This window comes from Streptomyces sp. NPDC052114 (genome assembly GCF_040680155.1).
Lineage (GTDB): Bacteria > Actinomycetota > Actinomycetes > Streptomycetales > Streptomycetaceae > Streptomyces.
In genome coordinates this window covers 680,011-698,703 of the sequence record NZ_JBFAWC010000001.1, presented here as the reverse complement: position 1 = coordinate 698,703, position 18,693 = coordinate 680,011, and the positions used below count along the sequence as shown (strand labels likewise).

Below are 18,693 nucleotides of genomic sequence, written 5' to 3'. Positions count from 1 at the left end.
GGATCACGTCGCGGGCCTTGCCACTTGTAGAACCCGTTACTACCTTTCGAGCCATCCCTACTTTCTGATGGGTCGTCAGAACTGTTCGATTCCGTACCACCCGCCGAACGACACGAGCACCCGCAGAACGCCACGAGACCTCCCGAACGCCACGAACACCCGCAGAACTTCACGCCTGGAGTTGCCGATGCCCTGTCCAGCGCTGCCCGACGGGTTCGACTTCACCGACCCGGACCTGCTCCAAGACCGCGTGCCGCTCCCGGAGTTCGCACAGCTGCGGCAGACGGAACCGGTCCGCTGGATCGCCCAGCCGCCCCGCATCTCCGGCTTCGACGACGCGGGCTACTGGGCCGTCACGCGGCACGAGGACGTCAAGTACGTCTCCACGCACCCGGAGTTGTTCTCCTCGAACCTCAACACCGCGGTCATCCGCTTCAACGAGTCGATCAGCCGCGACCAGATCGAGGTCCAGAAGCTGATCATGCTCAACATGGACCCGCCCGAGCACACCCGCGTCCGCCAGATAGTGCAGCGCGGCTTCACGCCCCGCGCCATCCGCTCGCTCGAACAGGCCCTGCGCGACCGCGCAGGCTCCATCGTCGCGACGGCGCTGGAGAACGCGGACGCCGACGGCGGCTTCGACTTCGTCACCAACGTCGCCGTCGAGCTGCCGCTCCAGGCCATCGCCGAGCTGATCGGCGTCCCCCAGGAGGACCGCTCCAAGATCTTCGACTGGTCCAACAAGATGGCGGCGTACGACGACCCCGAGTACGCCATCACCGAGGAGGTCGGCGCCGAGGCGGCGCTGGAGATCGTCTCGTACTCGATGAACCTCGCCGCGGCCCGCAAGGAGTGCCCGGCCAAGGACATCGTCAGCCAGCTGGTGGCGGCCGAGGACGAGGGCAACCTCTCCTCCGACGAGTTCGGCTTCTTCGTGATCCTGCTCGCGGTGGCCGGCAACGAGACCACCCGCAACGCCATCACCCACGGCATGCACGCCTTCCTCACCCACCCGGACCAGTGGGAGCTCTACAAGCGCGAGCGCCCTCAGACGACGGCCGAGGAGATCGTGCGCTGGGCGACCCCGGTGGTCTCCTTCCAGCGGACCGCCACCCAGGACACCGACCTCGGCGGCGCGCGGATCAAGAAGGGCGACCGCGTCGGCATCTTCTACTCCTCCGCCAATCACGACCCCGACGTCTTCGAGGCCCCGGAGACGTTCGACATCACCCGCGACCCGAACCCGCACCTCGGGTTCGGCGGCGGCGGACCGCACTTCTGCCTCGGCAAGTCCCTGGCCGTCCTGGAGATCAACCTCATCTTCAACGCGATCGCCGACGCCATGCCCGGCCTGCGGCTGACCGGCGACCCGCGCAGGCTCCGCTCGGCCTGGCTCAACGGCGTCAAGGAACTCCAGGTCACCACCGGCTGAGGCAGCACCGGAGCGCCGGACCCGCACCGCCCGCGGCTCCGGCGCGAAGCGGCAGGTCAGCACCCGCTGGCCCGCCTCCAGGGAGGCAGGGGCCCCTTCTCCTCACGCCCCGCCCCTGCCTCCCCCGGAGGACGTCGGGTCCCGGCCACCGGGCCAACGTTTCCGTTGCGTGCCGCGTCTTGAGAAGTGAACCTTGCCTTTCCAAGACTTCGAACGGAAACGGTGGCCGTGGCTTCTGCCGACATCTCGCTCGCCCCGACCCGCGCGTCCGGAGAGCGGAACTCCTTCTTCCGGGGTTTCCGAAGACGTCATCGGGTCGCGCTGCTCGCCACCGTGCCCACCCTTCCCCTCTACGCGGTGTGGGCGGCGTTCCTCGCGACGGGCGGCGGCGACCTCGCGGCGCAGGAGGCCTGGGCGAGGTTCGCCGCCGAGCACGGCACGGCCGCGTACAACCTCTTCTGGTACGGCGGGATGCATACCGCCAACTACAGCCTCGTCTCGCCGTACCTGATGGCCGCGCTCGGCGTGCGGACCGTGACCGTGCTGTCCGGCGTCGCGGGCGCCTGGCTGGTCGCCGTCCTGATCGAGCGCAGCGGCATCCGGCGCCCCCTGTGGCCCGCCGTGCTCGCCTCGCTCGCGGTGTGGTGCAACGTCGCCTCCGGGCGCACGACGTTCGCGCTCGGCCTCGCCCTCGGGCTCGCGGCCGTCGTCGCCCTGGTGCGGCAGCGGCGCACGGTACTCGCGGTGGTGTGCGCGGCGCTCGCCACCATGGGCTCCCCGGTGGCGGGCCTCTTCCTCGTCGTGGCGGGCGCCGGCTACTTCTTCGTACGCGACTGGGTGCGCGCGGCGGCGCTGATCGTGCCGCCGTTCGCCGTGGTGACGGCGACCACGGTGCTCTTCCCGTTCACCGGGGAGCACCTGATGCCCTTCGACCGGATCTTCCCGCCGGTCCTCTTCGGCCTGGCGCTCATCGTGGCGGGGCCGCGCGAGTGGCGGGTGGTGCGCTGGGGAGCGGCCGTGTACGCGGCCGGGACCGTCCTCACGTATCTCGTCCCGTCCCCGATCGGCACGAACGTGGAGCGCCTCGCGGAGCTGGTCGGCCCCGCCCTGCTGCTCGCCGCCCTGCTCGCCCCCGGCCTGGACCGCGTGCGCCGGATCGTCCTGACGGTGGCGCTGGTGCTGTCGTCGGCGTGGGTGGCACAGAAGACCTACGACGACCTCGTGGTGTCGACGAAGGTGCCGAAGTGGGCGGTCGACACCCATGGCGTGGTGCGGGAGCTGGAGCGCCTGGGCGCCGACCGCACCCGCGTCGAGGTGGTCCCGGCCCGCAACCACCGCGAGGCCACGGCGCTGGCGCCGTACGTGAACATGGCCCGCGGCTGGAACCGTCAGCTCGACATCGAGCGCGGCCGTCTCTTCTACGACGGCTCGTTCTCCCCGAGCACCTACCGCAAGTGGCTCGACAAGTGGGCCGTCGGATACGTGGTGCTGCCCGCCGGGAAGCCCGACGGGTACGCCGAGGACGAGGCGGCGCTGGTGGCGAGCGGGCCGGCGTGGCTGAAGCCGGTGTGGAAGGACGCGCACTGGCGCGTCTACCGCGTCAAGGACCCGGTGCCGCTGGTCTCCAGGCCCGCCGCCGTCGTGCGCTCCACGGGGGCGAACGTGGTGGTGCGGGTGCCCGAGCGGGGCTCGGTGACGGTGCGCCTCGTCTACTCGCCGTGGCTGCGGGCCGAGGGCGCCTGCCTGAAGCCGCGCGGCGAGTTCACGGAGCTGTCCGTGCCCGCGCCGGGCACCTACGAGATCAGCTCGGGGTACGGCCCTTCACGGGGCCGTCCGTCGACGTGCCGCTGACGGGCCGGTCCGGCACGTCGGCCGCCTCCCCCCGCACCGCCTTCAGCGGCTGCCGCACCCGCGGCCCCGACAGCAGATAGGTCAGGCCGAAGCCCGCGCCCACGACGGCCGCGCCGCCCACCGCGTCGAGGATCCAGTGGTTGCCGGTGCCCACGATCGCGCAGACCGTGAAGAACGGGTGCAGCAGGCCGAGCGCCTTCATCCACATCTTCGGCGCGACGATCGCGATGACCAGGCCGCACCACAGGGACCAGCCGAAGTGGAGCGAGGGCATGGCCGCGTACTGGTTGGTGAGGTCGGTCAGCGTGCCGTAGTTCGGCTTGGTGAAGTCCTGCGCGCCGTGCACGGTGTCGATGAAGCCGAGGTCGGGCATCAGGCGCGGCGGGGCGAGCGGATAGGCCCAGAAGCCGACCAGGGCGAGGACCGTCGCGAAGCCGAGCGCCGAGCGCGCCCAGCGGTACTCGGCGGGCCGGCGCACGTACAGGACGGCGAGGACGGTCAGCGGCACCACGAAGTGGAACGACGTGTAGTAGAAGTTGAAGAAGTCCTCCAGCCAGCCGGTGCGCGCCGTCAGGTGGTTGAACCAGTGCTCGACGTCGATGCGCAGGAACTGCTCGATCCCGTGGATCTGCGCGCCGTGCTGCTCGGCCGTGGCCCGGCCCCCGGAGATGGTGCCGCCCGTCGCGGCGAGCCTGACCTGCTGGTACGCGGAGTAGCCGACGCGGATCAGGAGCAGTTCGAGCAGGAGGTTCGGCCGGGTCAGGACGCGCCGCCAGAACGGGACCAGCGGCACCCACGACCAGCGGGCCGCCACCGGCGCGGCGTAGTCCGTGGGGACCGGCTCGCGGTACTGCGGGTGCGTCCGGGACAGGAACGGCACGGCGACGGCGGCGGCGAGCGCCGCGATCAGCACGACGTTGTCGCGGACCGGCTCGGTCACCGGCATGTTCGGCAGCATCATCTTGGCGGGCAGCGTCGTCACGAGGACGACGGCCACCGGCCACATGTACCGGTCGGACCGGCTCCTGCCGACCCGGCCGACCACGGCGAAGACCACCCACAGGAGCTGGTGCTGCCAGGTCGTCGGCGACACGGCGACCGCGACACAGCCGGTGATCGCGGCGGCGAGCAGCAGCTGCCCGTCGCGCGCGTAGCGCACGGCGCGGCGGAGGCCGAGGACGACGACGGCCGCGCCCAGGGCCAGGAAGAGGCCCGTCTCCAGGGGGCCCGTCAGGCCGAGGCGGAGCAGCATGCCGTGCAGCGACTGGTTGGCGTTGGTGTCCGGGTCCGCGCCGAGGCCCGCGCCCGCGAGGTGGTGGATCCAGTACGTCCATGAGTCGTGCGGCATCGCCGCCCAGGCCAGCGCCGTGCAGAGCGCGAAGGCCGCGCCGGTGGACGCGGCGGCCCGCTTGCGGCCGGTGAACCAGAGCAGCCCGGCGAAGAGCAGCATGGTCGGCTGAAGGGCCGCGCCGATGCCGATCAGGAGACCGCTGGTGCGCCGGCCGCGCACCGCGAAGAGGCCGAGCAGGACGAGCAGCACCGGAAGGATGCTGGTCTGGCCGAGGTAGAGGGTGTTGCGCACCGGCAGCGACAGGATGAGCAGGCTGACCGCCACGGGCGCGGCGAGCAGCGTGGTGCGCCGGGAGACCGGCTGCGGCAGGGCGCGGGCGGCGACCAGGCCGAGCACGACGACCAGGCCGAGCGTGCCGAACGTCCAGGCCAGGCCGAGCGTCTGTTCGCCCGAGCGGGCGAGCGGCTTGAGGACGAGCCCGGCGAAGGGGGTGCCGGTGAACTTGTCCGCGTCGTACAGCGAGCCGTTCACATGGAGGACGCCCTCGGGCCCGATCCAGGTCTCCAGGTCGGTGAGCCGCTCGCCCTCGGGGGTGCGCAGGACGGCGGCCACCTGGCGGATCGCGAGGACGGCGGCGAGCAGCCACAGGGCGACGCGGGCCGCTCCGAACCGGGCCTCGGCCTCACCGCCCCGCCCCGTCCGCAAGGCACCGCCCGGTCCTCCGTGCTCGACATTCGCCACGCGCCGTCGACCCTCCCGCCCCATTCGTCATGTCTGCGGTTCTGTCCGTGCGGGGCCCGTGCGGGCCCGGTCGTGCGGGGCCGGAGTACGGCCCGGTCGTGCGGGGCCCGCGGGCCGCCCGGTCGCGCCGGGCGGGCGTGTGACCCAAGAGTCGGCGCCCCTGTGGTGAGACGCGCGCAACCACCACTTCACCTGGCGGCCATATCGCTTTCTATCGACTTTTCGGCACCTGACCCAACAGGTCCGTTCGTGCCGTGGCCGACATCAGCCTCCCCGTGAGAACTGATGGACCCCCCGGGTGCGGTTCCCGGTCGAGGTCGCGACATAGATCACAAAGGCCGTGTGTCCCCACTACCGGAGGAAACATCATTTGACCTGCACAGGAGCCATTTGGGTGCACTGTGCGGCCGACCGTGCACCGCCCGTAATGGTGCCCCATGCACCTATGGTCGCTTTCGGGCCGCCCCGGCAACCGGGTGCGGCCCTGTCCTTGTCGTCGACCGAAAGAGGCGAGCGAAGCCTTGGCGAGCGCCACCACCGTCGCACCCCGCGAGACCGGGGCCCGGCTCCGGAAGGAAGCGGCCCCGGACGTCACCGTCACCGACCCCGCGATGGTCAAGCGGGCGGTGAAGGCCGCGGCACTCGGCAACGCGATGGAGTGGTTCGACTTCGGCGTCTACAGCTACATCGCCGTGACGCTGGGCAAGGTCTTCTTCCCCTCGGGCAACCCCACGGCCCAGCTGCTCTCCACCTTCGGCGCCTTCGCCGCGGCCTTCCTGATCCGGCCGCTCGGCGGCATGGTCTTCGGGCCGCTCGGCGACCGCATCGGCCGGCAGAAGGTGCTGGCCCTGACCATGATCATGATGGCGGCGGGCACGTTCGCGATCGGCCTGATCCCCTCGTACGCGACGATCGGCGTCTGGGCGCCGGTCCTGCTGCTCGCGGCCCGCCTGGTGCAGGGCTTCTCCACGGGCGGCGAGTACGCGGGCGCCTCCACGTTCATCGCCGAGTACGCCCCCGACAAGAAGCGCGGCTTCCTCGGCAGCTGGCTGGAGTTCGGCACGCTGGCGGGCTACATCGGCGGTGCGGGCCTGGTCACCCTGATGACCGCGCTCCTGTCCACCGACGACCTCCTCTCCTGGGGCTGGCGCATCCCGTTCCTGATCGCGGGCCCGATGGGCCTGATCGGCCTGTACCTGCGGATGCGGCTGGAGGAGACCCCGGCGTTCGCCGCCGAGCTGGAGAAGGCCCACAAGGACGAGCAGTCCCGCCCGAAGGTGCGCCTGCGCGACATGGTCGCCGGCCAGTGGAAGGCCCTCCTCCTGTGCATGGGCCTGGTCCTGGTCTTCAACGTCACGGACTACATGCTGCTCTCGTACATGCCGAGCTATCTGACCAGCGAGCTGAAGTACGACGAGACGCACGGCCTCCTGGTCATCCTGGTCGTCATGGCGCTGATGATGTGCGCCCAGCCGTTCGTGGGCGCGCTCACGGACCGCGTCGGCCGCCGCCCCGTGATCGCCGCGGGCTGCGCGGGCTTCTTCCTGCTCTCCGTCCCTGCCCTGCTCCTGATCCGCGAGGGCTCGCTCTGGGCGATCGGCCTGGGGCTCAGCGCGCTCGGCCTGCTCCTGGTCTGCTTCACGGCCTCGATGCCCTCGGCCCTGCCGGCCCTCTTCCCGACGAAGGTCCGCTACGGCTCCCTCTCCATCGGCTTCAACATCTCCGTCTCGGTCTTCGGCGGCACGACCCCGCTGGTGGTGACGGCCCTGATCGGCGCGACGGGCGACAAGATGATGCCCGCGTACTACATGATGGCGGCGGCCGTGGTGGGCGGCATCGCCGTCTGGTACATGACCGAATCGGCGGGCCGCCCGCTCCCCGGTTCGCCTCCGGCGGTGGAAACGGAGGCGGAGGCGCGCGCGCTGACGTCCAACGCTTCCCGCTGCCGCTGACGTCCAACGCTTCCCGCTGCCGCTGACATCCAACGCTTCCCGCTGCCGCTGACATCCGCCGCCTCCGGCTGCCGCCGGGGGCTGGCCGCCTTCGACCCGCCGGGGGCTGGCCACCTTCGGCCCGCCGGGCGGGGGCGCATATTTTCAGCCCCTCCGGCGTTTGAGGAGCGGGGTCCGGGGCGGAGCCCCAGGAGACCGAGCCCCGTCGCACAGGACCGGGCGGAGCTCACCCCCTCCGGTTCCGGAAGAGAGAAGGCTCGGGCAACCGAGCCACCGCAGGCGCGCCACCCTGCCACCCCACGAACAACGGCACCTCCCCGCCCCCGTCGAGCACGACCACCCCGAACGGCCGGTCGAAGGCGACCCGCTCCACCCGCACGGGCCGGTACGCCCCGCCCGGCCGCATCGGCACCGCCGTGACCGCCGCCGCCTCGACCCCCTCCTCCGCGACCTTCACGACCGCCTCCTGGACGACCTGCGATATCGCGAGCCGCTCCGGCGACATCCCGGAGAAGTCGGCCGCGTCGCTCAGCGCCCACCGCACCCCGAGCGAGGCCAACTGCCCGGTCGCGTCGGTCCGCGTACGCAACGAGAAGCGCGGCAGCGCCATGGTCACCCGCTCGGCGTCGATCGCGGACCGCCGCTCCCCCGCCGCCCAGGCGAGCGGCAGCACCGCGGCCGGCCCCTCCCCCGGCTGCCCCAGGACGAACCGCACCCGCACCGGCGGCAGCCCGCCCCGCGCGGCACACCGCATCTCGACGACCCGGGCCCGCGCCCCCGAGGCCCCGGCCCCCGCGCCGTCCACCGCCCACGCGTCCCCCGCCGCGACCGCCCGGTGCATCGTCGGCACCCGGTGGACGGCCCCCGCCGCGTCCGTGAAGTCGGCGTCACGCGTGCCCGCCCCCTCGAAGGGGTCCTCCCAACGCGCCTTCAGGGCGAGCGCGTTGACCAGCAGGAGCAGCGTGTCCGGGGTGACGGTCACGGGGAGGCACTCGATCATCCCGTCCGTCGCCTCCCGCACCCAGGCGTCCGCCGCGGCCGGATCCATCGGGCCGAAGCCGATGTCCGGCAGCGCCTCCTGGTACTCCCGGTGGACCGGAACCCGGCTCCACACGCGCGTGGCGACCCCCAGCGCGTCCGTGCCCGCCAGGGCCCGCGCCCCCTCCGTCACCGCGCGCGCCGCGTCCGCCCCGGCCGCGCCGAGCAGTCCCCGCAGTTCGGCGGCGGTCTCGCCGCGGGCGCCCGCGGCCACGGCGGCCAGGGCGAGCCACATCCCGGCGGGCGAGCACACGAAGTCCCCGGCGCCGTCGCCCTCTTGGCCCTGCCGCACCAGCTCGGGCAGCCACCGCTCGGCGAAACCCCGCACCTGCGCCGCGGGCAGCCCCCGCGCCGCCCGCTCCGTCCCGTACCCCACGTAACCGCCCCCGTCGTCGGACCGCCGGCCCCGCACCACCGATCTTCGGGACCCAGTATGCGAGCCGCCACTGACAATCCGCCGCGCCCGCCGTAGACTCCTTAGCGAAACTAACTAGGCAGTCGAAGGGACCGTAGGGACCACATGAACCAGCAGCAGTGGAACTCCGTCGACGACTACTTCACCGACCTCCTCGCCCCGGCCGACGAGGCCCTGACCGCCGCCCTGCGCGACAGCGACGCGGCCGGCCTGCCGCAGATCGCCGTCGCCCCGAACCAGGGCAAGCTGCTCCAGCTCCTCGCCCAGATCCAGGGCGCCCGCCGCATCCTGGAGATCGGCACCCTCGGCGGCTACAGCACCATCTGGCTGGCCCGCGCCCTGCCCGCCGACGGCCGCCTCATCACCCTCGAATACAGCCCCGAGCACGCCGCCGTGGCCCGCGGCAACCTCGCCCGCGCCGGACTCGACAAGCTCGCCGAGGTCCGCGTCGGCCCCGCCCTCGACTCGCTCGACGCGCTCGGCGCCGAGCACCCCGACCCGTTCGACCTCGTCTTCATCGACGCCGACAAGGCCAACAACCCGCACTACCTGGAGTGGTCGCTCAAGCTCACCCGGCCGGGCAGCCTGATCGTCCTCGACAACGTCGTGCGCAGCGGCAGGGTCACCGACGCCGCCAGTACCGACCCGGCCATCGTCGGCACGCGCGCCGCGCTCACGCTCATGGCGGAGCACCCCAAGCTGAGCGCGACGGCGCTGCAGACCGTGGGCACCAAGGGGTACGACGGCTTCGCGCTGGCCCGCGTACTGCCCTGATCACCGGCCGGTCCGGGCCCTGCCCATCGCGTGACCGCCGGCTCAACCCTCGTGGTAGTAGCCGACGTTCACGCTGCGCGGCCCCGACCTGTCCTGGATGACGACCTCTCCGGAGCCGCCCCGGGAGAGCGGCGCGTCCCCTCCGTAGACGAGGGGCCGCGCCGTCCCGTCGGCGACCACCCGCACCTCCGAGGAGGGATCGGGGCTGGAGCCGCGCAACCAGGTCACGGACCAGGAGCCGTCGGGCCCGCAGCGGAACTCCAGATGCGTACGGGACACGAACAACCAGTCGTCGGGGGTCACCAGGCGGCACACGTTCCGGTCGCGCCCCACACGCAGCACGGCGCCCGGCTCGCTCGGCGCGTCGGCCATGAGCATGCCGGCGGTCGCACCCGCATCCTCCCCGGACACCGAGGCCATCGTCAGCTCCAGCACGTACGTACGCTCCTTCAACTCTCCTCGGCGCGAGCGCGGTTGGTGCGTCGCGCGCTGCCGCATCCTAAGTGCCCCCAGGGGCGGGCGCACGCCTGTCCTGGAACAATGGGGACATGACTGAGCGCAAGCCACCTGGAGTCGAGTTCGAATCCTGGATCGACAAGCAGATCCGCGAGGCGGAGCGGCGGGGCGAGTTCACCTCCCTGCCCGGCAGCGGCAAGCCCCTTCCCGAGGGGCCCGACCCCACGACCGACGAGAACTGGTGGGTGAAGCAGAAGATGGCCCGCGAGGGCCTCTCCTTCATGTCGCCCACGCTCGCCCTGCGCAAGGAGGCCGAGGACACGCTGGCCGCGGCCGCCGCCGCGCCGTCCGAGAGCATGGCGCGCAGGCTCGTGACGGAGCTCAACGAGAAGATCCGCGAGGCGCTGCGCACCCCGCCCCCGGGGCCGCCCCTCGGCCTGACGCCCTACGACCTCGACGAGGTCGCCCGTGACTGGCGGGAGCGCCACCCGGCCTGACCCGGGCCGTTTGGGGAGCCGCCCGCGGGCAACTCGCCCCGGGGAGGCGTGCCGTGCCGCACCGGCCCGGCACGCCGAGGACCGTCCCCGAGCCGAGAGGGTCCCCATGTCCACCGTCATGCTCATCGCCCTGATCGCGGTCGTCGCCGTCCTCGTCGTCGCCGCGGCGGCCGTCCTGAACCGCAAGCGGCAGCGCGCCGGCGGCGGGCGCGGCCTCAAGCGCCGCTTCGGCCCCGAGTACGACCGCGCGGTCGCCCGTCACGACGGCGACGCCAAGGCCGCCGAACGCGACCTCGGGGAGCGGGTGAAGCGGCACGGGGCCCTGCGGGCGCGGCCGCTGGAGCCCGTCGCCCGCGAGCAGTTCACGGCCCGCTGGACCGTCGCCCAGGAACGCTTCGTCGACTCCCCGCGCGAGGCGGTGACCGAGGCGGACCGGCTCATCGCCGAACTCGCCGGGGCGCGCGGCTTCCCCGACGCGGGGCACTACGAGGACCAGCTCGACGCGCTCTCCGTGCACCACGCCCACCACGTCGACGGCTACCGCAAGGTGCACCGCGCGACCCTCGACACGACCGGCGCCGAGCAGCGGGCCGGGACCGGGACGAACGGCGCGGGCACCGAGGACATGCGCACCGCCATGATCGAGGCGCGGGCGCTGTTCGAGGCCCTCATCGCACAGGACGCGGACCGCACCGCCGCACGCCCCGGCAAGCACCTCACCCCCAAGGGGGCCCGGCATGGCTGAGCACACGCCCCTCTTCCCGCCCACCGAGCGCGACAAGCTGGCGCTGCGCCTCCAGAACGCCGTCAACGCCTTCGTCGACGGCCCGCGCGCCGCGGTGGAGGACGCCGACCGCGTCCTGGAGGAGACGATCGCCGACCTCACCCACACCCTGGCCGAACACCGCCGCGCCCTGCGCACGGCCTGGCACCCCGACACCACCCCGAACACCCCACACCCCTCCGACGCCTCCGACGCCCCCGACACCGAACGCCTGCGCCTGGCCCTGCGCGACTACCGCGAGACGGCCGAACGCCTGCTGGGCCTGTGACGGACACCGTGCGGCAGGATGGCGGCATGAGCATCGTGAAGATCAATGTGCTGACCGTCCCCGAGGAACAGCGAGAGGTCCTGGAGAAGCGCTTCGCGTCCCGCGCGGGCGCCGTCGAGAACTCCGACGGCTTCGAGTGGTTCGAACTCCTGCGCCCCATCGAGGGCACCGACCAGTACCTCGTCTACACCCGCTGGCGCGACGAGGCCGCCTTCCAGGCCTGGATGGAGGGCCCGATGAAGGCGGCCCACCAGGGCGGCGGCGACCGCCCGAAGCCGGCTTCCAGCAGTTCCTCGGTGTGGTCCTTCGAGGTCGTGCAGCAGGCCGCGCCCAAGGGCTGAGCCCGGAGGTAACCCGAGGGCCGAGCCCGGAGGTAATTCGCTTGCGGGGCGGCGTTCGTACGGAGCCAGAATGGCCCATGACCGACGCCGCCCCCACCGCCCCGGCCGCCGCAGCGGCCTCGTGGACCGTTGCCCCCGAGGCGTACGACTCGCCCGTCGCCGCCGCACTCTGGCGGACGTACTACACCGAGGTCAGCGACCGCTGGTATCTGCGCCACGACGGGCGGCCCACGGACCCCGAGGAGCTGGAGCGCGGGATCGCCGAGGAGAGCGGGGCCGATCTCGCGGCGCCGGACGGGGTGCTGCTCGTGGCGCGGTACGCGGGTGAGCCCGCCGGGACCGCCGGCGTGCGGCTCCTCGACGCGCGGACCGCCGAGCTCAAGCGCGTCTTCGTGCGCAAGGAGCTGCGCGGCAGGGGCGGCGCGCCCGTCCTGCTCGCCGCCGCCGAGGACGCCGCCCGCGCGCTCGGCGCCGCGCGCATGGTCCTCGACACCCGCAGCGACCTGATCGAGTCCCGCACGCTGTACGCACGGCACGGGTACGAGGAGACCGCGCCGTACAACCAGGACCGGTACTCCGAGCACTGGTTCGCGAAGCGGCTGGCCGACGCAGGCTGACCGAGGGAGCCGGTCAGGCCACCCGGGCCCTCGCCGAGCCGTTCTGCGGGCGCTCCGACTCCGAACCGCACAGCTCGGCGCTGAGCTCCTCGACCAGTTGGGCCAGGTCGGTCGGCCGGTCGGGCCCCCACCAGTCGCCGAGCAGTTCGGCGAGGGACGCCTCGCGGGCCTTGGCGAGCCGGCCCGCGACCTCGCGGCCCCGCTCGGTCAGGATCATCTCCAGGCCCTGCCGTTCGGCGAGGTGCCGCTCCTCGACCTGACGGGCCGCCGCCGTGATGACGGTCAGCGGCACGGTCGTGCGCTCGGCGAGCACCCCGGGCTCCACCGATCCGTGCCGCGCGATGCGCAGCAGCAGCCAGCCGGACGCGGGCAGCAGCTCGTCGTGGCCCGCCCGCGCGGTGATCTTCTCGTAGATCGCGCGACGGCCCTCGCGCGTGCCGAGCACGGACAGTGCCCGCGCGCACTCGTCGTACGACGAACGCTCCACCGGATTGCTGGCCAGCGTCTGCGTCGGATCCGGCGCCGTGACCGAGCCGCGCAGCCTGTCCTCCTTCAGGAACCAGGCGAGCACGAAGGCGACCAGCGCGACCGGCGCCGCGTACAGGAAGACGTCCGTGATCGAGGAGGCGTACGCCGACAGGGCGCCGGGCCGCAGGTCGGCGGGGAGCCGTGCGATGCCGCGCGGGTCGGCCTCCAGGGCGCCCACGCTCAGGCCGGGCGGCAGCTGCTGTCCGGCGAGGGCGTCGGACAGCTTGTCGCCGAGCCGGTTGGTGAAGATCGTGCCGAAGATCGCGACGCCGAAGGAGGCGCCGATCGAGCGGAAGAAGGTCGCGCCGGAGGTGGCGACGCCGAGGTCCTCGTAGCTGACGGCGTTCTGCACGATGAGCACGAGCACCTGCATGACCAGGCCGAGCCCGAGCCCGAAGACGAAGAAGTACGCGCTCATCTCGCCGGTGGAGCTGTTCTCGTTCAGCTGGTGCAGGAGCAGCAGGCCGAGCGTGGTGACCGCCGTGCCCGCCACGGGGAACACCTTCCAGCGTCCGGTTCGGCTGACGATCTGTCCGGAGGCCGTCGTCGACAGGAGCATGCCGAACACCATGGGCAGCATGTGCACGCCCGACATCGTCGGGCTGACTCCCTGCACGACCTGGAGGAACGTCGGCAGATAGGTCATCGCGCCGAACATCGCGAAGCCCACGACGAAACTGATGACGGCGGACAGCGTGAAGGTGCGGATCCGGAACAGCTTCAGCGGCAGCACCGGCTCCACGGCCTTCTTCTCCACGGCGACGAAGGCCACCGCGAGGACCGCGCCGAGCACCGCGAGCCCGATGATCTGGGGCGAGCCCCAGGCCCAGGTGGTGCCGCCCAGCGAGGCGACGAGGACCAGGCAGGTCGCGACGGAGGCGATGAGGAAGGTGCCGAGATAGTCGATGGTGTGCCGGGTGTCGCGCACCGGGATGTGCAGCGTGGTGGCGATGACGAGGAGCGCGATCACGCCGATGGGCAGGTTGACGTAGAAGACCCAGCGCCAGCTGAGGTGCTCGGTGAAGAGACCGCCGAGCAGCGGTCCGAGGACGCTGGTCGCCCCGAAGACCGCGCCGAACAGCCCCTGGTACTTGCCGCGCTCGCGGGGCGAGACCAGGTCGCCCACGATCGCCATGGACAGCACCATGAGCCCGCCGCCGCCGAGGCCCTGGAGCGCGCGGAAGCCGATCAGCTGCGGCATGTTCTGCGCCATGCCGCACAGCGCCGAGCCGATCAGGAAGATCACGATCGCGGTCTGGAACAGCTTCTTGCGGCCGTACTGGTCGCCGAGCTTGCCCCAGAGCGGGGTCGCGGCGGTCGAGGCCAGCATGTACGCGGTCACGACCCAGGACAGATGGTCCATGCCGCCGAGTTCGCTGACGATCGTCGGCAGCGCGGTGGAGACGATCGTCTGGTCGAGGGCGGCGAGCAGCATGCCGAGGAGCAGCGCGCCGATGGAGACCAGTACGCCGCCGGGCGGATGCCCGTTCCCGGCCCGCCCCGGCACGGGATCGGGCCCCGGTCCCGCGGGGCGGGCGCTGACGTCCTGCGTCATGGAAACCTCCTGCGCTCCGAGGCTCCGAGGGCCCGCTGGGGCTCCTCCGGGGGTCCTCCCTCTCCATCCTGGTCCGAGTCACCGGTTATGGCCTGTTGAAGCGAGGGTCTGCATAATCGGCGGAGTTCTCGGGGCGGGCGCGGCACGGGAGGGGAGAGGTGCGGCGATGGCCGGACAGGGCGAGTGGGATGAGGGGGGCGCGGGGGACCCTGCGGGCGCGGCAGACGCAGGAGGCGCGGGAGGCGCGGCGGGTGCAGGGAACCCGGCAGGCGCAGGAGACCCGGCAGGCGCGGCGGGCACAGGGGACCCGGCAGGCGCAGGAGGCGCGGCGGGCGCAGAGGGCGTGGGGCGCCGGCACGGCACCCGGCGCCCGCAGGGCGGCCAGGACCGGCCCGACCCCCGGCTCTGCCCCCAGTGCGGAGTGCCGCGCGGCGACGGAAAGGCCCCGGCCTGTGGATGCGCCCGGCGCGCCGCCGACGACGCCCGGCGGACCCGGTCCGTGGAGGCCGCCGCCGCGGAGGACTTCAATCCGCTGCGCATACGTCCCTACGTGTCGCTGCCCGACCCCGACGCGGCCGCCCCGCCAGGACACCCCGCGCCCCCGCCCCCGCCCCCGGCTCCGCCGCCGACGCGCGGGGCGGACGCCGCGGACGCAGGCCTGTTCACCGGAGAGCCGGGAGACGGGGACCGCGCAGGAGACCGCGACGAAGACGCCGATTCCGGTGCGTACGAGAGGTCGGCCCGCCGGCGCCGCTACGCGCTGCTCGCCGGGGCGGGCGCCGTGGCCGCACTGACCGCTGCCGCCGTCTTCGCGACGGGACTGCTCTCCTCGGCCGCGGACGGGACCAGACGGGACCACGCGCTGCCGGACACGCCCACGTCGGCGTTCGCGGATCCGACGAAGCCCGCGCCGCCCTCGGCGAAGCGGTCCCCGTCCCCCTCGCGCACCGCCTCCGCCCCGGCGGCACCGAGCGCGGCCCCCTCGCCCTCGTTCTCCCCCACGCGCCCGACGCGGTCGCGGTCGACGCCACCGCCCACCGCCCGCGCGACGGGCTCGGTGGGGACGCCCTCCGCACCACCGGAGCGGGCGGCCGGCGTGACCCTGCGCGAGGGCGACAAGGGCGCCCGGGTCGAGGAGCTCCAGGGCCGACTGGCCCAGCTCTATCTGTACGTGGGGGAACGCGACGGCACGTACACGCGCGAGGTCGCCGACGCGGTGACCCGCTACCAGTGGGCCCGCGGGCTCACGGAGGACCGGCCGGGCGAGTACGGACGTACGACGCGGCGCAGCCTGGAGTCGGAGACGACGGAGCCGTAGACGGTCGAGCCGTAGAGGGTCGAGCAGCAGACGGCTGAGCATGGTTGAGCAGTGGCGTGGCCAACAGTCGAGCAGCGGACAGCCGAGCCCTGGGGCACGCCGTCCGGCCGGAGTCCGGCGGGAGTCCCGCCGGTCCTGAGCCGCCCCTCGGCCGAAGGTCAGCCGAAGGTCAGCCGGAGCCCCTCGTCCCCCGCCGACGCGACCCCGACCCGCGTCAGGTCGTCCACATGCACGGTCGGCCCGAACCGCGCCGCCCGCGGGCCGATGCCCACGACCCGCATGCCCGCCGCCTTGCCGGCGAGGATCCCCGCCTCGGAGTCCTCGAAGACCACGCAGTCCGCCGGGTCGAACCCGAGCTCCGCCGCCCCCTTGAGGAACCCCTCGGGGTCCGGCTTGCTCGCGCCCACGCTCTCCGCGGTCACCCGTACGTCCGGCAGCGCGAGCCCCGCCGCGGCCATCCGCCCGGTGGACAGCGGCACATCGGCGGAGGTCACGAGCGCGTGCGGGAGGCGCAGGTCCGCCAGCGCGGCCAGGAACGCGGGCGCACCCGGAACCGGCACGACGCCCTCCATGTCGGAGGTCTCGGCGACGAGCATCTCGCGGTTCTCCGCGTGGTTCTCCGCCATGGGGCGGTCCGGCAGGAGCACCGCCATGGACGCGTAGCCCTGCCGTCCGTGGACGACCTGGATGACCTCGTCGAAGTCGAGCCCGTGCCGCTCGGACCAGCGGCGCCAGCAGCGCTCGACGACGGCGTCGGAGTTGACGAGGGTGCCGTCCATGTCGAGGAGGACGGCGCGGGCGGTCAGAACGGATGCGGTCGTGTCCGTCATCGGCGTGCTCCAGAGCGCAGGGAGAAGATCAAGGCAGCCCCGCCCGCCGGTCAGGGAATACGGGCGGAGCCACTTTGTTCCTGCACGGTACAAAACGAGGGCCGCAAACGCCAACGCCGCAGGTCACACCGGTAGGGCTCGCCAATAACCACCCTAAAACGGACCGCGCTCACGCAAGCACCCCTCCCCCTTCGGCCTCCCCCTCGGCCTCGACCTCAGCCCCGACCCCGACCTCAGCTGATCGCCTCGTACAGGCTCCACAGCCCGAGCGCGAGCATCAGCAGCGCCGCGATCTTCGTGATGAGCGCCAGCGGCACCCGCTTCATCAGCGCCTTCCCGCCGACGATGCCGAGCCCCGCGACCGCCCACAGCGCGAGCACGGCACCGAGACCGACGGAGAGCGGGTCGTCGTAGCGGGCCGCCATGTTCGCGGTCATGATCTGCGTCAGATCGCCGAACTCGGCGACCAGGATGAGCATGAAGCCCGCCCCGGAGACCTTCCAGAAGCTCTGGTCCTCGGGCTGCCTGACCTCTTCCTCGTCGTCGCCGCCCTTGAGGAGCAGCATCGCGGCGCCGCCCAGGAAGAGGACACCGGTCAGCGCGTGGACCAGCTGCTGCGGCAGCAGGGTCAGGACACTGCCCGCCGCGACGGCGAGCGCCACGTGCACGGCGAAGGCGGCCGCGACACCGGCGAAGACGTAACTGGCGCGGTAGCGCGTGCCGAGGACGAGCCCGGCGAGCGCCGTCTTGTCGGGCAGCTCGGCAAGGAAGACGACGCCGAACACGAGCGCCATCACGCTGAAGCTGATCAAGGGTTCCTCAATCGGTCGGGGCCGCCCCACCGAGAGTGTTCAGCGCTTCGCGTACGACACCTCGGCACGGCAGCGCTCATGGACACACGCGGATGCGCACGTCATGGACGCGCACGGAGGTGCGCGTCACGGCGCACGCGGGTGCGTACGCCAAGCACTGCATTGCCGAAGGTCTCGCTGGCCTGCCCTGACGGGCCTGCCTCCGGGCGCCGGCTCAGACGAGCTGAGCAGTGTGTCGACGGTCCGGCGAAGAGCTACTCCCCTTCTGCGCCGTCCATAGTACGGGACCTCCGCCCGGCCCCGGCCAGGGCCTTTCGGCCCGCCTCGGCGTGACGTGGATCACTCAAACACAACTCCGCGCGCGTGCAATGCATATGACACCGCGCCAGACCTCTTGAAGTCCGTACCTGTTTGACGCGACCCTGTCACCCAATGCACATCCACAGGTAACCCCACCACGCGACCCTGACCGCCCCACCGGTCAACTTCCCCCCACGAAAAGGGAGTTCACATGTCCGCCGTCTACGCGCGTCGACACACCCGCTACGCCTTCGCCGCCACGGCCGCCGTCCTCGCCACGGCCACCACCCTCCTCACCGGCACCCCCGCCCAGGCCGCACCCCCCGCCCCGGTCAGCGCGAGCACCGCCCGCACCTACCTCGGCGAGCTCACCGTCAAGGCCGAGGGCTCCTCCGACGGCTACAGCCGCGACAAGTTCCCGCACTGGAGCACGCAGTCCGGCGCCTGCAACACCCGCGAGGTCGTCCTCAAGCGCGACGGCACGAACGTCGAGCAGGACTCCAGCTGCGCCGCCACCTCCGGCACCTGGAAGTCGGCCTACGACGGCGCCACCTGGACCGCCGCGTCCGACCTCGACATCGACCACGTCGTGCCGCTCTCCGAGGCCTGGAAGTCCGGCGCCAACAGCTGGACCACCGCCCAGCGCGAGGGCTTCGCCAACGACCTGACCCGGCCCCAGCTGATCGCCGTCACGGACAACGTCAACCAGGCCAAGGGCGACAAGGACCCCGCTGAGTGGCTGCCGCCCACCACCTCGTACCACTGCTACTACGCCCGGATGTGGGTGGACGTGAAGCACCACTACAAGCTCACCGTGAACTCCGAGGAGAAGAGCGCCCTGTCCTCGATCCTCAACGGCTGCTGACGGCGGGCCCCGACGGCCGCTGACAGCG

The 18,693-nt window shown here is 72.6% G+C and carries 17 protein-coding genes; 11 read left to right on the top strand and 6 right to left on the bottom strand.

The features are described 5' to 3' along the window. Window positions 1-187: 187 nt before the first annotated feature. Window positions 188-1,432 (top strand): cytochrome P450, encoded by a 1,245-nt coding sequence (locus AB0L89_RS02945; protein ID WP_365133201.1) that lies wholly within the window; start codon window positions 188-190, stop codon window positions 1,430-1,432. Window positions 1,433-1,675: 243 nt separating this feature from the next. Continuing rightward, window positions 1,676-3,283 (top strand): hypothetical protein, encoded by a 1,608-nt coding sequence (locus tag AB0L89_RS02940; protein WP_365133974.1) that lies wholly within the window; start codon window positions 1,676-1,678, stop codon window positions 3,281-3,283. Here the strand turns inward: AB0L89_RS02940 and AB0L89_RS02935 are convergent. After that, window positions 3,234-5,339, bottom strand: coding sequence for a bifunctional glycosyltransferase 87/phosphatase PAP2 family protein (locus AB0L89_RS02935; RefSeq protein ID WP_365133198.1), 2,106 nt, complete (start codon window positions 5,337-5,339; stop codon window positions 3,234-3,236). The two genes, AB0L89_RS02940 and AB0L89_RS02935, sit on opposite strands and share 50 nt — an antisense overlap. A gap of 497 nt (window positions 5,340-5,836) precedes the next feature. Here AB0L89_RS02935 and proP point away from each other — a divergent pair, with 497 nt between their 5' ends. Next, window positions 5,837-7,267, top strand: a complete 1,431-nt coding sequence (proP, locus tag AB0L89_RS02930) for a glycine betaine/L-proline transporter ProP (protein ID WP_365133195.1) — start codon at window positions 5,837-5,839, stop codon at window positions 7,265-7,267. Window positions 7,268-7,493: 226 nt separating this feature from the next. Here the strand turns inward: proP and AB0L89_RS02925 are convergent, their stop codons facing one another. Then, complete coding sequence (locus AB0L89_RS02925; protein WP_365133971.1) at window positions 7,494-8,609, bottom strand: serpin family protein; 1,116 nt, start codon at window positions 8,607-8,609, stop codon at window positions 7,494-7,496. A 216-nt stretch (window positions 8,610-8,825) separates the two neighbouring features. On the opposite strand from AB0L89_RS02925, the gene AB0L89_RS02920 reads away from it, so the two are divergent. Further along, a complete protein-coding gene (locus AB0L89_RS02920) occupies window positions 8,826-9,494 on the top strand; it encodes an O-methyltransferase (protein ID WP_365133192.1) in 669 nt (222 codons plus the stop codon). Between the two features lie 42 nt (window positions 9,495-9,536). On the opposite strand, the gene AB0L89_RS02915 is transcribed toward AB0L89_RS02920, so the two are convergent. Next, window positions 9,537-9,929, bottom strand: coding sequence for a hypothetical protein (locus AB0L89_RS02915; RefSeq protein WP_365133968.1), 393 nt, complete (start codon window positions 9,927-9,929; stop codon window positions 9,537-9,539). A gap of 113 nt (window positions 9,930-10,042) precedes the next feature. Between AB0L89_RS02915 and AB0L89_RS02910 the strand changes: the two genes are divergently transcribed. The 5 genes from AB0L89_RS02910 (at window position 10,043) to AB0L89_RS02890 (ending at window position 12,457) form a co-directional block, all read left to right on the top strand. After that, on the top strand, window positions 10,043-10,447 hold the full coding sequence (locus tag AB0L89_RS02910) for a DUF1992 domain-containing protein (RefSeq protein ID WP_365133190.1): 405 nt from the start codon (window positions 10,043-10,045) through the stop codon (window positions 10,445-10,447). Between the two features lie 106 nt (window positions 10,448-10,553). Beyond that, window positions 10,554-11,192: a hypothetical protein gene (locus tag AB0L89_RS02905; protein WP_365133187.1), complete on the top strand. Its 639-nt coding sequence runs from the start codon at window positions 10,554-10,556 to the stop codon at window positions 11,190-11,192. Then, window positions 11,185-11,499 (top strand): hypothetical protein, encoded by a 315-nt coding sequence (locus tag AB0L89_RS02900; protein WP_365133184.1) that lies wholly within the window; start codon window positions 11,185-11,187, stop codon window positions 11,497-11,499. The genes AB0L89_RS02905 and AB0L89_RS02900 overlap by 8 nt, the downstream gene beginning before the upstream one ends. 26 nt (window positions 11,500-11,525) lie before the next feature. Continuing rightward, a complete protein-coding gene (locus tag AB0L89_RS02895; RefSeq protein WP_365133181.1) occupies window positions 11,526-11,840 on the top strand; it encodes an antibiotic biosynthesis monooxygenase in 315 nt (104 codons plus the stop codon). Between the two features lie 77 nt (window positions 11,841-11,917). Continuing rightward, a complete protein-coding gene (locus tag AB0L89_RS02890; protein WP_365133178.1) occupies window positions 11,918-12,457 on the top strand; it encodes a GNAT family N-acetyltransferase in 540 nt (179 codons plus the stop codon). A 13-nt stretch (window positions 12,458-12,470) separates the two neighbouring features. Here AB0L89_RS02890 and AB0L89_RS02885 read toward each other — a convergent pair whose 3' ends face one another. Beyond that, window positions 12,471-14,540: an MFS transporter gene (locus AB0L89_RS02885; protein WP_365133175.1), complete on the bottom strand. Its 2,070-nt coding sequence runs from the start codon at window positions 14,538-14,540 to the stop codon at window positions 12,471-12,473. A gap of 343 nt (window positions 14,541-14,883) precedes the next feature. Here AB0L89_RS02885 and AB0L89_RS02880 point away from each other — a divergent pair, with 343 nt between their 5' ends. Beyond that, the gene (locus AB0L89_RS02880; RefSeq protein WP_365133173.1) at window positions 14,884-15,858 is read left to right on the top strand and encodes a peptidoglycan-binding domain-containing protein; all 975 of its coding nucleotides are present in this window, start codon (window positions 14,884-14,886) and stop codon (window positions 15,856-15,858) included. Window positions 15,859-16,016: 158 nt separating this feature from the next. Here AB0L89_RS02880 and AB0L89_RS02875 read toward each other — a convergent pair whose 3' ends face one another. Further along, window positions 16,017-16,688, bottom strand: coding sequence for an HAD family hydrolase (locus AB0L89_RS02875; RefSeq protein ID WP_365133170.1), 672 nt, complete (start codon window positions 16,686-16,688; stop codon window positions 16,017-16,019). Window positions 16,689-16,921: 233 nt separating this feature from the next. Further along, a complete protein-coding gene (locus AB0L89_RS02870; RefSeq protein ID WP_365133167.1) occupies window positions 16,922-17,500 on the bottom strand; it encodes a TMEM165/GDT1 family protein in 579 nt (192 codons plus the stop codon). Window positions 17,501-18,011: 511 nt separating this feature from the next. Between AB0L89_RS02870 and AB0L89_RS02865 the strand changes: the two genes are divergently transcribed. Next, window positions 18,012-18,665: an HNH endonuclease family protein gene (locus AB0L89_RS02865; RefSeq protein ID WP_365133164.1), complete on the top strand. Its 654-nt coding sequence runs from the start codon at window positions 18,012-18,014 to the stop codon at window positions 18,663-18,665. The last annotated feature ends 28 nt before the right edge of the window (window positions 18,666-18,693 follow it).

Bases quoted from the DNA above. Each gene is read 5' to 3' on its own strand.
- AB0L89_RS02895 (WP_365133181.1), top strand. From the start codon at position 11,526: ATGAGCATCGTGAAGATCAATGTGCTGACCGTCCCCGAGGAACAGCGA.
- AB0L89_RS02900 (WP_365133184.1), top strand. From the start codon at position 11,185: ATGGCTGAGCACACGCCCCTCTTCCCGCCCACCGAGCGCGACAAGCTG.
- AB0L89_RS02920 (WP_365133192.1), top strand. From the start codon at position 8,826: ATGAACCAGCAGCAGTGGAACTCCGTCGACGACTACTTCACCGACCTC.
- AB0L89_RS02910 (WP_365133190.1), top strand. From the start codon at position 10,043: ATGACTGAGCGCAAGCCACCTGGAGTCGAGTTCGAATCCTGGATCGAC.
- AB0L89_RS02885 (WP_365133175.1), bottom strand. From the start codon at position 14,540: ATGACGCAGGACGTCAGCGCCCGCCCCGCGGGACCGGGGCCCGATCCC.
- AB0L89_RS02945 (WP_365133201.1), top strand. From the start codon at position 188: ATGCCCTGTCCAGCGCTGCCCGACGGGTTCGACTTCACCGACCCGGAC.
- AB0L89_RS02935 (WP_365133198.1), bottom strand. From the start codon at position 5,339: ATGGGGCGGGAGGGTCGACGGCGCGTGGCGAATGTCGAGCACGGAGGA.
- AB0L89_RS02865 (WP_365133164.1), top strand. From the start codon at position 18,012: ATGTCCGCCGTCTACGCGCGTCGACACACCCGCTACGCCTTCGCCGCC.
- AB0L89_RS02875 (WP_365133170.1), bottom strand. From the start codon at position 16,688: ATGACGGACACGACCGCATCCGTTCTGACCGCCCGCGCCGTCCTCCTC.
- AB0L89_RS02890 (WP_365133178.1), top strand. From the start codon at position 11,918: ATGACCGACGCCGCCCCCACCGCCCCGGCCGCCGCAGCGGCCTCGTGG.
- AB0L89_RS02905 (WP_365133187.1), top strand. From the start codon at position 10,554: ATGTCCACCGTCATGCTCATCGCCCTGATCGCGGTCGTCGCCGTCCTC.